This is a genomic window from Ruegeria sp. YTSC106 (assembly GCF_059609765.1).
On record NZ_JBXWMI010000007.1, the window covers coordinates 58,472 to 71,653 of the forward strand.

13 protein-coding genes are annotated in these 13,182 nt (G+C 57.5%); 7 read left to right on the forward strand and 6 right to left on the reverse strand.

The window, feature by feature from the left end; translation table 11 throughout:
- Nucleotides 1-53 precede the first annotated feature (53 nt).
- Both pheT and AC2FEB_RS11290 read left to right on the forward strand, forming a co-directional pair.
- Nucleotides 54-2,450, forward strand: a complete 2,397-nt coding sequence (gene pheT, locus AC2FEB_RS11285) for a phenylalanine--tRNA ligase subunit beta (protein ID WP_496884067.1) — start codon at nucleotides 54-56, stop codon at nucleotides 2,448-2,450.
- 82 nt (nucleotides 2,451-2,532) lie between these two features.
- A complete protein-coding gene (locus tag AC2FEB_RS11290) occupies nucleotides 2,533-2,979 on the forward strand; it encodes a YtoQ family protein (RefSeq protein ID WP_117870502.1) in 447 nt (148 codons plus the stop codon).
- 50 nt (nucleotides 2,980-3,029) lie between these two features.
- Here the strand turns inward: AC2FEB_RS11290 and AC2FEB_RS11295 are convergent, their stop codons facing one another.
- A complete protein-coding gene (locus tag AC2FEB_RS11295) occupies nucleotides 3,030-3,728 on the reverse strand; it encodes a glutathione S-transferase N-terminal domain-containing protein (RefSeq protein WP_117870500.1) in 699 nt (232 codons plus the stop codon).
- Nucleotides 3,729-3,938: 210 nt separating this feature from the next.
- Here AC2FEB_RS11295 and AC2FEB_RS11300 point away from each other — a divergent pair, with 210 nt between their 5' ends.
- Nucleotides 3,939-4,751 (forward strand): mechanosensitive ion channel family protein, encoded by an 813-nt coding sequence (locus AC2FEB_RS11300; protein WP_480683538.1) that lies wholly within the window; start codon nucleotides 3,939-3,941, stop codon nucleotides 4,749-4,751.
- A 190-nt stretch (nucleotides 4,752-4,941) separates the two neighbouring features.
- Here the strand turns inward: AC2FEB_RS11300 and ald are convergent, their stop codons facing one another.
- Nucleotides 4,942-6,060: an alanine dehydrogenase gene (gene ald / locus AC2FEB_RS11305; protein WP_117870498.1), complete on the reverse strand. Its 1,119-nt coding sequence runs from the start codon at nucleotides 6,058-6,060 to the stop codon at nucleotides 4,942-4,944.
- Between the two features lie 134 nt (nucleotides 6,061-6,194).
- Here ald and AC2FEB_RS11310 point away from each other — a divergent pair, with 134 nt between their 5' ends.
- A complete protein-coding gene (locus AC2FEB_RS11310) occupies nucleotides 6,195-6,653 on the forward strand; it encodes an Lrp/AsnC family transcriptional regulator (RefSeq protein WP_117870496.1) in 459 nt (152 codons plus the stop codon).
- Nucleotides 6,654-6,656: 3 nt separating this feature from the next.
- Here AC2FEB_RS11310 and AC2FEB_RS11315 read toward each other — a convergent pair whose 3' ends face one another.
- Nucleotides 6,657-7,496: a CPBP family intramembrane glutamic endopeptidase gene (locus AC2FEB_RS11315; RefSeq protein WP_496672425.1), complete on the reverse strand. Its 840-nt coding sequence runs from the start codon at nucleotides 7,494-7,496 to the stop codon at nucleotides 6,657-6,659.
- A gap of 279 nt (nucleotides 7,497-7,775) precedes the next feature.
- Here AC2FEB_RS11315 and ppk2 point away from each other — a divergent pair, with 279 nt between their 5' ends.
- Nucleotides 7,776-8,693 (forward strand): polyphosphate kinase 2, encoded by a 918-nt coding sequence (gene ppk2 / locus AC2FEB_RS11320; protein WP_371415280.1) that lies wholly within the window; start codon nucleotides 7,776-7,778, stop codon nucleotides 8,691-8,693.
- A 67-nt stretch (nucleotides 8,694-8,760) separates the two neighbouring features.
- Here ppk2 and AC2FEB_RS11325 read toward each other — a convergent pair whose 3' ends face one another.
- Nucleotides 8,761-9,858 carry a CAP domain-containing protein gene (locus AC2FEB_RS11325; protein ID WP_496672422.1) on the reverse strand — a complete coding sequence of 366 codons (1,098 nt, stop codon included), beginning with the start codon at nucleotides 9,856-9,858 and terminating at the stop codon, nucleotides 8,761-8,763.
- A 351-nt stretch (nucleotides 9,859-10,209) separates the two neighbouring features.
- Entirely contained in the window at nucleotides 10,210-10,416 is a 207-nt protein-coding gene (gene rpsU / locus AC2FEB_RS11330; RefSeq protein ID WP_005614280.1) for a 30S ribosomal protein S21, read from the reverse strand.
- A 111-nt stretch (nucleotides 10,417-10,527) separates the two neighbouring features.
- Here rpsU and AC2FEB_RS11335 point away from each other — a divergent pair, with 111 nt between their 5' ends.
- Both AC2FEB_RS11335 and AC2FEB_RS11340 read left to right on the forward strand, forming a co-directional pair.
- Nucleotides 10,528-11,220, forward strand: coding sequence for a COQ9 family protein (locus tag AC2FEB_RS11335; protein WP_117870491.1), 693 nt, complete (start codon nucleotides 10,528-10,530; stop codon nucleotides 11,218-11,220).
- 61 nt (nucleotides 11,221-11,281) lie between these two features.
- The gene (locus tag AC2FEB_RS11340) at nucleotides 11,282-12,268 is read left to right on the forward strand and encodes an NAD(P)H-quinone oxidoreductase (RefSeq protein WP_496672419.1); all 987 of its coding nucleotides are present in this window, start codon (nucleotides 11,282-11,284) and stop codon (nucleotides 12,266-12,268) included.
- Between the two features lie 30 nt (nucleotides 12,269-12,298).
- Here AC2FEB_RS11340 and AC2FEB_RS11345 read toward each other — a convergent pair whose 3' ends face one another.
- Nucleotides 12,299-13,156: a DUF2189 domain-containing protein gene (locus AC2FEB_RS11345; RefSeq protein ID WP_117872879.1), complete on the reverse strand. Its 858-nt coding sequence runs from the start codon at nucleotides 13,154-13,156 to the stop codon at nucleotides 12,299-12,301.
- Nucleotides 13,157-13,182: the final 26 nt, after the last annotated feature.

Sequence of the window (13,182 nt, forward strand, 5' to 3'; positions counted from 1 at the left end):
TTCTTTGTCATTGCCTTTGCCAAACGGATATCTGCCAAAAAAGGCCCCGAGCAATGAAATTCACTCTGTCCTGGCTGAAAGACCACCTCGACACCGATGCGTCGGTTGATGAGATCACTGAGGCGCTGACCGACCTTGGCCTTGAGGTCGAAGAGGTTATCAACCCGGCTGACAAGCTCAAGGACTTTACGCTGGGCTATGTGAAACACGCGGAAAAGCACCCCAACGCCGACAAGCTGCGCGTCTGCAAGGTGGACACGAATGAAGGCGAATTGCAGATCATCTGCGGCGCGCCCAACGCCCGCGAAGGGATCACTGTCGTCGTCTGCAAACCGGGCATGTATATCCCCGGGCTGGACCTGACGATCAGCGTCGGCAAGATCCGCGGCGTCGAAAGCTTTGGCATGATGGCGTCCGAGCGTGAGCTGGAATTGTCGGACGAACATGACGGCATCATCGAATTGCCCTCGGGCGAGGTCGGTGACAGGTTCGTTGATTGGCTTGCCGAGAATGAGCCCTCGAAAGTCGATCCGATGATCGAGATCGCGATCACGCCGAACCGGCCCGATGCGCTGGGCGTTGAAGGCATCGCGCGCGATCTGGCGGCTCGCGGGGTCGGTACTTTGAAACAGCGCGACTACGTGCCGGTGCCAGGCGATTTCGAAAGCCCGATCAAAGTATCGATTGATGAGGATACGCTGGATGGTTGCCCGCATTTCACGGGCCGCCTTATCAAGGGTGTCAAGAACGGCCCCAGCCCCCAGTGGTTGCAGGATCAGTTGAAGGCGATCGGGCTGCGTCCGATTTCGGCGCTTGTGGATATCACCAACTACATGACCTTTGACCATAACCGCCCGCTGCATGTGTTTGACGCGGACAAGGTGCAGGGCAACCTTCGCGTTCATCGCGCAAAAGGCGGTGAAACCCTGGTGGCGCTAGACGAGAAGGAATACACCCTACAGCCCGGCATGATGGTTATTTCCGATGACAAGGGGCCGGAATCCATCGCAGGCATCATGGGCGGTCAGGAAACCGGCTGCACCGAGGATACTGTGAATGTGTTCCTGGAAAGCGCGTTTTGGGATCATGTGCAGATCGCGCTGGCGGGTCGGGCGCTGAAGATCAATTCGGACGCGCGGTATCGGTTCGAACGCGGCGTGGACCCTGAATACACTCTGGAAGGTCTTGAGCACGCAACCCAGTTGATTCTGGACATCTGCGGCGGTGAAGCGTCCAAAGTGGTCGAGGCGGGTAAAGCGCCGAACCATGCACGTGCGTACAAGCTGGATGCTGAACGGGTGCAGTCTCTGGTCGGGATGGACATTCCCGAAAGCGAACAGCGTCAGACGCTGACCCGCCTCGGGTTCCGTCTGGAGGGCGAGATGGCCCACGTGCCAAGCTGGCGCCCCGATATCATGGGTGAGGCCGATCTGGTGGAAGAGGTCGCACGGATCGCCTCGTTGACCAAGTTGCAGGGCAAACCCTTGCCGCGTGTCACCGATGGTATTCCCAAGCCGGTGATGACACCGGCTCAGCGCCGCCAGTCCATGGCGCGCCGCACCTGCGCCGCGCTGGGTTACAACGAATGCGTCAGCTATACGTTCATCGATCAAGCTTCGGCCGCTTTGTTCGGTGGCGGTGACGATGCGACCATGCTGGAAAACCCGATCTCGTCCGAGATGAGCCACATGCGCCCCGATCTGCTGCCCGGATTGTTGCAGGCCGCGGCCCGCAATCAGGCACGCGGATACGCCGACGTCGCCCTGTTCGAAGTTGGCCCTGTATTCCATGATGGCGAACCCGGCGACCAGAAAACCCAGATCGCCGGCCTGCTGGTTGGCCGCAACGGCCCCAAGGATGTGCACGGGGCATCGCGCCCGGTGGATGTCTTTGATGCCAAGGCGGATGCCGAGGCCGTTCTTGCGGCGATCGGAGCACCGGCCAAGGTGCAGATTCTGCGCGACGGCGATGCCTGGTGGCACCCGGGTCGCCACGGCAAGATCTGTCTGGGGCCGAAAAAGGTACTGGGTGTCTTTGGTGAGTTGCACCCGCGCGTGTTGCAGGCGATGGATATCAAGGGCCCGGCAATGGCCTTTACGATTTGGCCGGACGAGGTTCCCTTGCCCCGTAAGTCCGGTGCCACACGTGCCGCATTGGAATTGCGTGATTTGCAAGCGGTCGAACGGGACTTTGCCTTTGTCGTGGATGAAAGCGTCGAGGCGCTGACCTTGGTAAACGCGGCAGCAGGTGCCGATAAGGCACTGATCGAAGATGTACGTGTCTTTGACGAATTCATCGGCGGCAGCCTGGGTGAAGGCAAAAAATCTCTGGCCATCACAGTACGCTTGCAGCCGACGGACCAGACGCTGAAGGAAAAGGACATCGAAGCGGTGGCCGAAAAGGTTATCGCCAAGGTTACCAAGGCAACCGGCGGCGTTCTGCGCGGTTGATGCTGAGCAGCTTTCGGCGGACGCACAACTGAAATAATGAAAGGGCTGGCGGCGCTCTTTCTGTTTTTGCGGAGGACTAAAGATGCTGAACGTATACCTCTCTGGTGAAATACACACCGACTGGCGCGAACAGATCATCGACGGCGCACAGGGGTTGGATATCACCTTCAACGGCCCGGTGACTGATCACGAGGCCAGCGACGATTGTGGCGTTGCCATTCTGGGGGAAGAGCCGAACAAATACTGGCATGATCATAAGGGTGCAATGGTCAATGCGATCCGGACCCGAAAGGGCATTTCGGATGCCGATGTGGTGGTTGTGCGGTTTGGCGACAAGTACAAACAGTGGAACGCCGCTTTTGATGCGGGTTATGCAGCAGCGCTGGGTAAGTCCATCATCGTGCTGCATGGTCCCGAGCATCAGCACGCGTTGAAAGAAGTTGATGCAGCCGCGCTGGCGGTGGCGGAAAAGCCCGCGCAGGTGGTCGAAATCCTGCGCTATGTGCTGACGGGGGCACTGCCGGGCTGAGCTTTGCGAAGAGGGTGCCAGCTTTGGCACCCTTCCTATTGCGAAACCGTTTAAGCGCGTGCGGGTATGGCCTTGCCGCGCTGCACAGCCGGGCGCTGCATGAAACGGTCAACATAGGCGACGACATTGGCGTAGTCGTCCCAGCCAACAACCTCTTTCGCGCCGTAGAAGTCCAAAGCATTCAGCCAGGGGGCAAGAGCGATATCGGCGATGGAGTAATCGCCTGCAATCCAGTCCTGCCCGTCCAGTTGCATGTTGACCACGTTCAGCAGGCGCTTGGCCTCGTTGATATAGCGTTCGCGCGGTCGGGGGTCTTCGATTTCGCTGCCAGCGAATTTGTAGAAAAAGCCAAGCTGACCAAACATTGGCCCCACGCCCCCCATCTGGAACATCAGCCATTGCGTAATGCGATACTTGTCTGCTGCGCTTTGCCCCAGGAACTTGCCTGATTTCTCGGCCAGATACAGCAGGATCGCGCCGCTTTCGAACAGGGCAAGCGGTTCACCGTCCGGACCGTTGGGATCGAGGATGGCGGGGATCTTGTTATTCGGGTTCAGCGACAGAAACTCGGGGCTTTTGACATCCGCATCCGACAGCGTCACCAGATGAGCCTCATAGGGCAGGCCAGTTTCCTCCAGCATGATCGACGCCTTTACGCCGTTTGGAGTCGGATAGGAATACAATTGGATCTTGTCCGGGGATTGCGCGGGCCAGCGGGCCGTTATCGGATGTGGTTTGTTGTCCAGCATTGGGGGGCTCCTGTTTGGCTGTTCCGTCAAAACTAGGGACCAAGGCGCATTTATTTAAGCCCTGTGCGATGTGCATTTCCGGTCAGGCCGTGTTTTCTGGCGAACAGAGGGGAATTCCAGTGAAACTGGCACCTAGACCGGATGGCAAATTTGGCTCACAATCTGGTGACCCCCGCGAAAACCTCGCGGGTTTCTTGCTGTTGAAAGGAGATGGGCGTGGATGAGGTAGTAACACAGGTGGGAGCATATGCCCCGCTGATCATGAGTGCCGTCAAGGCGCTTGTCGTTCTGATCTTGGGCTGGATTGTGGCTGGCGCAATCGGGGGTATGGTTCGCCGCCGGATCAATTCGACGCCGCATATTGATCCGACACTGGGGAACTTTTCGGCAAGCTTGGTCAAATGGGCCATTCTCGCCATGGTTCTGGTTGCTGTTCTGGGTATCTTCGGAATTGAAGCCACCAGCATCGTCGCCATTCTGGGTGCCGCATCGCTGGCCATCGGTCTGGCTCTTCAAGGCACGCTCAGCGATCTGGCGGCCGGTGTGATGCTGGTTGTCTTCCGGCCCTATAAGCTGGGTCAATTTGTTGATATCGGGGGCACGTCGGGCACCGTAAAGGACCTGAACCTGTTCACCACCGAGCTGGTGACGCCTGATAACGTGCAGATCATCGTTCCGAACGGTCAGGCATGGGGCTCGATCATCACGAACTACTCTGCCCATGACACGCGCCGTGTCGATCTGGTGTTCGGGATTGATTACGGCGACAGCGCGGACAAAGCCATGCAGATCATTCTGGATGTGGCGAAAGCGGACAGCCGCATTCACAGCGACCCGGAACCATGGGTTCGGGTTACGAACCTGGGTGACAGCTCGGTGGATCTGACGGCACGGCTGTGGTGCTCGGCACCAGACTATTGGGATGTCAAATTCGAGCTGACGAAAACGATCAAGGAAGCCTTTGACGACAAGGGTATTTCGATCCCTTATCCCCATTCTGTGGAGATCCAGAAACAGGGGTGACGGCTCCCGCCCGTCGATCGGGCATTCGAAAATGCCCTCCTCCCGTTGGGTCCGGCACCGCGCCCTTGCGCGGTGCCCTTATCTTTGTTCAAACCGTCGCGTTTGATACTGACCGCGCCACGCCGGGGGCGTGGCGCTATGCCCAACGCTGTAAATCGTTTCTCAAAAGCGATTTCAGGGGCGGGAGTGTTTACGACTTGACGATCACGTTAGGTGAAACAACGTCGATACCAAGGGCCTTGCCGACCGCATAGTAAGTCAGCTTGCCTGCGTGAACGTTCAGGCCTTCCAGCAGATGCGGATCGTCCTGACACGCCTGTTTCCAGCCTTTATCCGCCAGAGACAGCATGAACGGCATCGTGGCGTTGCCCAGGGCGATGGTCGAGGTGCGCGCCACTGCGCCCGGCATGTTGGCAACGCAGTAATGCATGATGCCATCGACATCATAGATCGGATCGGCATGGGTGGTGGCTTTTGAAGTCTCGAAGCACCCGCCCTGGTCGATGGCAACATCGACAAGTACGGCACCGGGTTTCATCGTCGACAGCTGTTCGCGCGAGACAAGTTTCGGAGCTGCAGCACCGGGGATCAGAACGGCACCGATGACCATATCGGCATCCTGGATCAGCTCGGCCGTGGCGCCCGCTGTCGAATACTGGTTCTTGAAGGTTCCGCCAAAGACGTCATCCAGATAGCGCAGCCGCGGCAAGGAGCGATCCAGAACGGTGACATCCGCGCCCATTCCGGCAGCGATCTTTGCCGCATGGGTTCCTACGACGCCACCGCCGATAACGACCACTTTGGCAGGGCCGACACCGGGTACGCCACCCATCAGAACGCCGCGCCCGCCATTGGCCTTTTGCAGTGTCCACGACCCGACCTGAGGGGCCAGGCGACCGGCGACTTCGGACATCGGAGCCAGCAGAGGCAGGCCGCCGTTCGCGTCGGTTACGGTCTCATAGGCGATGGCAGTACAACCCGATTCCAGCAGGTCATGCGTCTGATCCGGGTCCGGAGCCAGGTGCAGATAGGTGAACAGCAGCTGTCCTTCGCGCAGCATCTTGCGTTCCACAGCCTGGGGTTCCTTGACCTTCACGATCATGTCGGCGGTGGCAAATACTTCTTCCGCAGTGTCGATGATATGCGCGCCCGCCGCGACATAGGCGTCATTGTCGAAACCTGCGCCGATGCCTGCACCGGATTCGATAAGGACTTCGTGACCACGTGCAACAGCTTCCTGAGCAGCATTGGGCGTCATCCCGACGCGGAATTCCTGGGGTTTGATTTCCTTGGGGCAACCGATCTTCATGGGGGTCTCCGTTCATAAACTGCCTAAATTATGTGCATTTTCAGTGCAATTTCTGTGAAAGAAAACGTGTCAATGCGTTTTTCTTTGGAAGAATTTCGCGTAGTTTACAAATATCATGCAAAGGAATTGCAGCAATGAGCTTGGACGCGACTGATCGAAAGATTCTGGCGGCACTTCAGAAAAATGGTCGGATGTCGAATTCGGAATTGTCTGAACAGGTCAACCTGTCTCCGTCCGCTTGCCACCGGCGCGTGCAAAGGCTTGAGGTTGACGGGTATATCCGCAACTACGTGGCTTTGCTGGATGCCCGGAAGATGAACGTGCCGACAACCGTCTTTGTCGAGATCACGCTGCAAGGTCAGGCCGAAGAGGTTCTGGATGCGTTTGAAAAGGCGGTGGCCCGGATACCGGATGTGTTGGAATGCCATCTGATGGCCGGTACGGCGGATTACATTTTGAAAGTCGTGGCGGAGAACACCGAAGATTTCGCACGCATTCATCGACAATACTTGTCGCGCCTGCCAGGGGTGGCCCAAATGCAAAGTTCGTTTGCTCTGCGTACCGTGTTCAAGACCACTGCCTTACCGGTCTGATATTCATAAGGGGCCAGGATAGGTGAACAGAAACAGGTGCGTCAGGTTGAACCCAAAATGCATTGCAACGGGAACCCAGAGGCGGCTGGTTGCATAGTATCCCAATCCGCAGGCCAGCCCGAGAATAGAAGCAAAAGCCACGAGCGCCGGACCTCCGGCGAAATGGGCCAGCCCGAACAGCAGGCTCGCTGTGATCACGCTCCAAGCGTCCCCAAGACGTACGGCGAAAGCCGATTGCAGATAGCCACGAAAAAAGGCTTCTTCCGTCAGGCAGGTCAGAAACGCGTTGGACAAGGCAAATACCAGCCACCAAGGGGGGACCGTAAACTCCGGCTGCACCGAGCCGAGGGAAAAACCGATGAGAAACAGGCCAGGAAGGATCAGTAACCCTACCAGCAAAGCTGTGGGTTTGATCTGCGTTTTTCCGCGCTGCATCCGGGGCCAGGCCAGAAGAATGGCAAAGAAGACCATCGGTTTGTCTAGGTTCAGGTGCATGGTGAAACTGGCGCTTCCCGCACCCGCCTGCACCTGATCCAGAATTTTCAAATTGTTGAATCCTGGCAGCAGATGTGCACCCATGACCAGGCACCACAGGATCAATAACAGGTGCCCGGCGATAGCAGGCCAACCTTTCAAATGGGGTAGCAAAGCAGCTCCGACCAAACCAAAGACCACCGCAGCGATCGCCGTGGGTGACATCAATCCTATTGCCGAGGCAATGCTGATGAACAAAACCAGCAGAGAAAAGGCGATGCCAGTTCGCCGGGCCAGTGCCGCCAATTGCGCCGAGATCAGGACCAGCCATGGCCAGATGGAGGGCATCAGGGAAAGAAGGAATGTCACAATGGTCTCATCTGTTTTACGCGCCCCGTCATGCCGCACAAAAACAAGGCAATGCAAGCAGTCGTGGTGAAGTGCAGTGCGTTGCGTCAATTCAAACGCTTGTATCCTGCGGGTCAGACGTACAAATTCAGGGAAAAGACCGTATACCGCGCTGGACCTGATTTGCAGGTGTGACTACAGCCGCAGGACCCGTGACCCTCGTATCAATTTATCTGATGACATCAGGTGGTTACACGGGCCCGATATGGTCCGAACCCGAAGACCGAGAAGGAGCTGACCTTGGACAACGAAAACACTGGCGCCCCTAAAGACTGGCTGGAAGCCGAGCTGGAGGACACTCTCGATGAAGACTTCGAGATAGAATTCAGTGAGCCGATGCTGTCGATGGAAGTCCGGAAAATCTATCGGGAACAGCATCCGGACATGTTGGATCGCAAGGTTTACTTCCGCAACCTGCTGCGCCTGCAGGCCGAACTGATCAAGGTTCAGGACTGGGTGCAGCATACCGGGGCCAAGGTCTGTATCTTGTTTGAAGGCCGTGACAGTGCCGGCAAGGGCGGGGTGATCAAGCGGATCACCCAGCGTCTGAACCCGCGCGTGGCCCGCGTGGTCGCGTTGCCGGCACCCAGCCGCCGTGAGCAAAGCCAGTGGTATTTCCAGCGCTATGTACCGCATCTGCCGGCGGCGGGTGAAATCGTTCTGTTCGACCGCTCGTGGTACAACCGGGCGGGGGTCGAGCGGGTAATGGGTTTTGCGTCCGAGGACCAGGTTGAACAGTTCTTTCAGGACGTTCCCGAATTCGAACGAATGCTGGTGCGGTCAGGGGTCATTCTGCTGAAATACTGGTTCTCGATCACGGATGAGGAACAGCAGTTGCGGTTCCTCATGCGTATTCATGATCCGATGAAACAGTGGAAGCTGTCGCCGATGGATCTGGAATCCCGCATCCGCTGGGAGTCCTACACAAAGGCAAAAGAGGACATGCTTTTCCGAACCAACATCCCCGAGGCCCCTTGGTACATTGTCGAAGGCAATGACAAAAAGCGTGAACGGCTGAACTGTATCGAGCATCTATTGACAAGAATCCCGTACGAGGACGTGCCTCAGGAAAAGGTCAATCTGCCCGACCGCAAGTACAACCCGGAATACGAGCGCCGCGTTTTGCCGGATGAGCTTTACGTACCAAAGATCTATTGAAGCAAAATCAGGCTCTGAGCCGGAACATGCGAGGCCGACACGGCCGGCCTCGCACAGATTCAACTGATTAGGCTGCATCCATCATGCAGTCAAAGTTGAAGAAGTTGACCATTATGATGTCACAGTCATCGACGTCGGCTGTTTCGGTACCCGCAGGCTCGGACTCTGTTTCCGACGTGGCGTCGGCGGTCGGCATCATGTCGACATCATCGGTGCCGGCCACGTCCGTGTCGCCGTTCATGTCGTCATCCCAATCGAACTCGTCAAACTGCGCTTGCAGGTTTTCGAGGAAATTGGCGATTTCATCGAGGAAGGCCTGAACGTCAAAGCAGAATGCTTCGGGCTCACCGCCATCAACCACTTCGGTGTCCGGCATTTCAGGTTCCGGTTCCTCGGTTTCGGTGACGTCAGTATCCGGCGTTTCGGGTTCCGGCTCTTCAGTCTCGGTGACATCGGTGTCTGGTGCCTCGGGTGTAGGCTTTTCGGTTTCGGTGACGTCAGTATCCGGCGTTTCGGGTTCCGGCTCTTCAGTCTCGGTGACATCGATGTCCGGTGTCTCGGGTGTAGGCTCTTCGGTTCCGGGCGTCTCAGTTCCTGGCTCTTCGGTTTCAGTGACGTCAGTATCCGGCGTTTCGACTTCCGGCTCTTCTGGTACGGCGACTTCGTCCGGCGTGGTTGGCGGAACTGGCGGTGTGTTTGTATTGCCGTTGTCCAGCATGACTGCCGCGTCGGTCGCGGCAAAGTTCTGGGTGACCATCACCGCATCAAAGCCCTGCATGTCACCGGTTTCGACGCCGATCCCGATATATTTGAAATCCGGGTTCAGGATATTGGCGCGGTGGCCCGGGCTGCTCATCAGGTTTTGGTGCAGTTGCGCCACGTCATCGCTGATGCCAGGCGCTCCGCGTTCTGACTGCCATGCGATGTTTTCGCCAGTACGCCAGCTTCCCTCAAGATCGAAACCGGCACCTTGCATCCGCTGGGTTGCACTGGAACCGCCAGAACCGGTGTGACTGAATGTGTCTGTATTCAACATCCAAGTGCTGTGATCTTCGGACGAGTCGTTTAGCTGCGTTTCAAGTTGCAGCGGGTTGAGCCCGCGGGATGTGCGTTCCTGGTTTATCAGCCCCAGCATCTCGCGTTCGAATGTACTTGCAGTCGACATGTTTGCCTCCGTTTGTGTTTGTGTCCTTTCAGACGGGCTCACTTAGAGGTGGGGGTGTCGACGGTGGTAGGGGTTGGTTCAACTCAGGCGAGTTTTGGCGAGGCGATGCTACCAACACGAGATTCGCTGCGCTGCTAAATGCCGGGCAAAATGTTGCTGGTGAGGAAATGGCGGCTTGTCGCACAGCCCGTCCCACGAGTCGGCGGATTGTATCCGATCCCTGAAACGACAAACCCCCGGGCGATGCCTCGGGGGTCGTCAAATAGTGTCATCCAAAGCTGGACGAGCGAGTGCCAGTTTTGATCGCGCGCAGCTTGATCCGAAAACCGGTTCCCACTTTTCGGGCTGCGCTTAGAGCAAACCTTCGCGCTGTGCTTTCTTACGTGCCAGTTTACGGGCACGACGGATCGCTTCAGCCTTCTCGCGCGCTTTTTTCTCGGACGGTTTCTCGAAATGTTGCTTAAGCTTCATTTCGCGGAACACGCCTTCGCGCTGCAGCTTTTTCTTCAGGGCACGAAGCGCCTGATCGACGTTATTGTCGCGAACACTAACCTGCATGTGGTTGTCACCACCTTTCTAGATAGAGTTGCAAGGAAATTGCAGGAGTTGGCCGTATAGCAAAGCCGTTCTAACTTGTCTAGTACTGGCCCCGACAACCGGAGAAACGTCATGACCACCACATATGAAGATGCAAAACACCAGCTTTTGGATGCAATGCTGAACCATGTTCCCTTCGATGGATGGTCGGAAACCAGTTTTCGTGCCTCCATTTCCGACTGTGGTCTGGATGACGGCCTGGCGCGCGCGATCTGTCCGCGCGGCGCAGTTGATCTGGCACTGGCCTATCATGCGCGCGGCGATCAGGCGATGCTGGACCGCATAAAGTCCGAAGACCTGAGTGGGCTGAAATTTCGGGACAAGATTGCCGCTTCGGTTCGGTTCCGTTTGCAAGCGGTCGAGGATAAAGAACTGGTGCGCCGGGGCATGACTCTGTTTTCCCTGCCAACTTACGCGGCAGACGGTGCCAAGGCAGTTTGGCAGACCTGCGATCTGATCTGGGATACGTTGGGCGATACCTCGGACGACGTGAACTGGTACACGAAACGGGCCACTTTGTCGGGTGTCTATTCCTCGACCTTGTTGTTCTGGCTGGGCGATGACAGCCCGGGTCATCAGCGCACGTGGGAGTTTCTGGATCGCCGGATCGCGAACGTCATGGAGTTCGAAAAGCTCAAGGCACAGATGCGCGACAACCCGGTGTTGAAACCGTTTCTGGCGGTTCCGAACTGGCTGGCGGGTCAGGTGAAAGCACCAGAGAAAATGCGAGCAGACCTTCCGGGAAAACTGAACCCCCGAAAGTAGCTCGTCTTGGTGCTGGGCCTTGACCCTGATGCCTGCTAGGCATTGGGCAAAGGAGGTGCCTATGACCCAGATGATGCGCGCTGTTGAGATCACCGAACCGGGTGGTCCTGATGTTTTGCAACTGACCGAGCGTTCTGTCCCCGAACCGGGTGCAGGGCAAGTGGTGCTGAAAGTGGCTTATGCCGGCGTGAATCGCCCGGATGCGTTGCAACGTGCGGGCGCTTACGATCCGCCGCCCGGTGCCAGTGACTTGCCGGGGCTTGAGGCTTCGGGCGAGGTTGTCTCGGTTGGGGCCGGTGTCCAGGGACTGTCCGTCGGCGATCAGGTCTGCGCGTTGCTGCCGGGCGGAGGCTATGCCGAATACGTCGCCACTCCTGCGGCCCACTGCCTGCCGGTGCCTGCCGGCATGGGAATGAAAGAGGCGGCTTGCCTGCCTGAGACCTTTTTCACCGTCTGGTCCAACGTGTTTACGCGGGGCGGGTTGAAGGCAGGCGAGAGATTTCTGGTCCATGGTGGCTCGAGTGGGATTGGTACGACAGCCATCCAGTTGGCCAACGCCTTTGGTGCCCGCGTTTTTGCCACCGCAGGTTCGGATGAGAAATGCGAAGCTTGCGTCAAATTGGGTGCGGAAAGGGCGATCAACTACCGCGATGAGGATTTTGTGGCCGTCATGCGGGCCGAAGGTGGGGCAAACCTGATCCTCGACATGGTCGGTGGCGACTATCTTCCGCGTAACGTCAAAGCTCTGGCCGAGGATGGGCGGCTGGTCCAGATCGCCTTCCTGCAAGGACCGGTCGTGGAGCTGAACTTTGCCCTGATGATGGTCAAGCGCCTGACCTTGACCGGCAGCACCCTGCGCCCACAAAGCGATCTGGCCAAGGCCCGGATTGCGCAGGACCTGCGCGAAGCCGTCTGGCCTCTGCTTGAGGCTGGCAAGGTAGCGCCTGTTATGGATAGCGAATTTGATCTGGCCGAGGCTGCGGCCGCCCATGCACGCATGGAAAGCTCGGGCCATATTGGCAAGATCGTTCTGAAAGTCTCGGGCTGAGTATTGAAGGCGCGGGTTTGTCCCGCGCGTTCACGCAATCGCGCGGCGGTACAGGTGCCATGTGGCATGACCCAGAACCGGCATCACTACGATCAAACCCAACAGCATCGGCAGGGCACCCAGAAACAGAAGGGCAGCCACGATGAACCCCCAGGTCAAGATGACGCCGGGGTTGTGACGCAACACGCGAAACGACGTCACAACCGCCACCGGCAATCCGACTTTCCGGTCCAGAAGCAATGGAAAGCTGACGACACTGACCGCCAGAGCGCACAGAGCGAACACGAATCCAACGGTGAGTCCGACTGCCATCATCGTCCAGCCGGCAGTCGTAGAGAATACTTGCTGAGCAAAAGCGCCCAGTGACGCAGGGGCTTCTGGACCCATTGTATGCGTGTAGATGCTTTGCGCCACCATCAGCCAGATCAGCAGAAGCATCACCAGATAAAACCCGAGTACCAGAATTGCGCCGAATGACGGCGAGCGAAAGACGCCGAACGCATCCAGCCAATGCGCCGTGCTGCCTTGCTCTCGTTTGCGGCTGATCTCGTACAAACCCACGGCTGCCACCGGACCGATCAAAGCAAAACCGGCAACGAGAGGAGCCAGAAGTGGAATCATACTGACGTTCAGGGCAAAGCCGAACATCAAAAGCCCTGCGATCGGGTAAATCAGTACAATGAATATGGCGTCCGCCCGTGTTTCGAGAAAGTCGTGATACCCCGCCCGCAGGCAAGCGCGCAGATCCTGCATCGTCAGTGTCTGCACCATCGGCAGATGCTTGATATCTGCGCTTCCGAGTTGTGAAACGCTATCCGAGACATGATCACCGGCCGCACCCAGATTCTGGGCTGCCCAGCTGATCGGATTTCCGATTGTTTTAGCCATTTTCATCCCCTTCCCTGGCGAGAATT

Coding starts and splice junctions, on each gene's coding strand:
- pheT (WP_496884067.1), top strand. CDS start 54: ATGAAATTCACTCTGTCCTGGCTGAAAGACCACCTCGACACCGATGCG.
- AC2FEB_RS11290 (WP_117870502.1), top strand. CDS start 2,533: ATGCTGAACGTATACCTCTCTGGTGAAATACACACCGACTGGCGCGAA.
- AC2FEB_RS11295 (WP_117870500.1), bottom strand. CDS start 3,728: ATGCTGGACAACAAACCACATCCGATAACGGCCCGCTGGCCCGCGCAA.
- AC2FEB_RS11300 (WP_480683538.1), top strand. CDS start 3,939: ATGGGCGTGGATGAGGTAGTAACACAGGTGGGAGCATATGCCCCGCTG.
- ald (WP_117870498.1), bottom strand. CDS start 6,060: ATGAAGATCGGTTGCCCCAAGGAAATCAAACCCCAGGAATTCCGCGTC.
- AC2FEB_RS11310 (WP_117870496.1), top strand. CDS start 6,195: ATGAGCTTGGACGCGACTGATCGAAAGATTCTGGCGGCACTTCAGAAA.
- AC2FEB_RS11325 (WP_496672422.1), bottom strand. CDS start 9,858: ATGTCGACTGCAAGTACATTCGAACGCGAGATGCTGGGGCTGATAAAC.
- rpsU (WP_005614280.1), bottom strand. CDS start 10,416: ATGCAGGTTAGTGTTCGCGACAATAACGTCGATCAGGCGCTTCGTGCC.
- AC2FEB_RS11335 (WP_117870491.1), top strand. CDS start 10,528: ATGACCACCACATATGAAGATGCAAAACACCAGCTTTTGGATGCAATG.
- AC2FEB_RS11340 (WP_496672419.1), top strand. CDS start 11,282: ATGACCCAGATGATGCGCGCTGTTGAGATCACCGAACCGGGTGGTCCT.
- AC2FEB_RS11345 (WP_117872879.1), bottom strand. CDS start 13,156: ATGGCTAAAACAATCGGAAATCCGATCAGCTGGGCAGCCCAGAATCTG.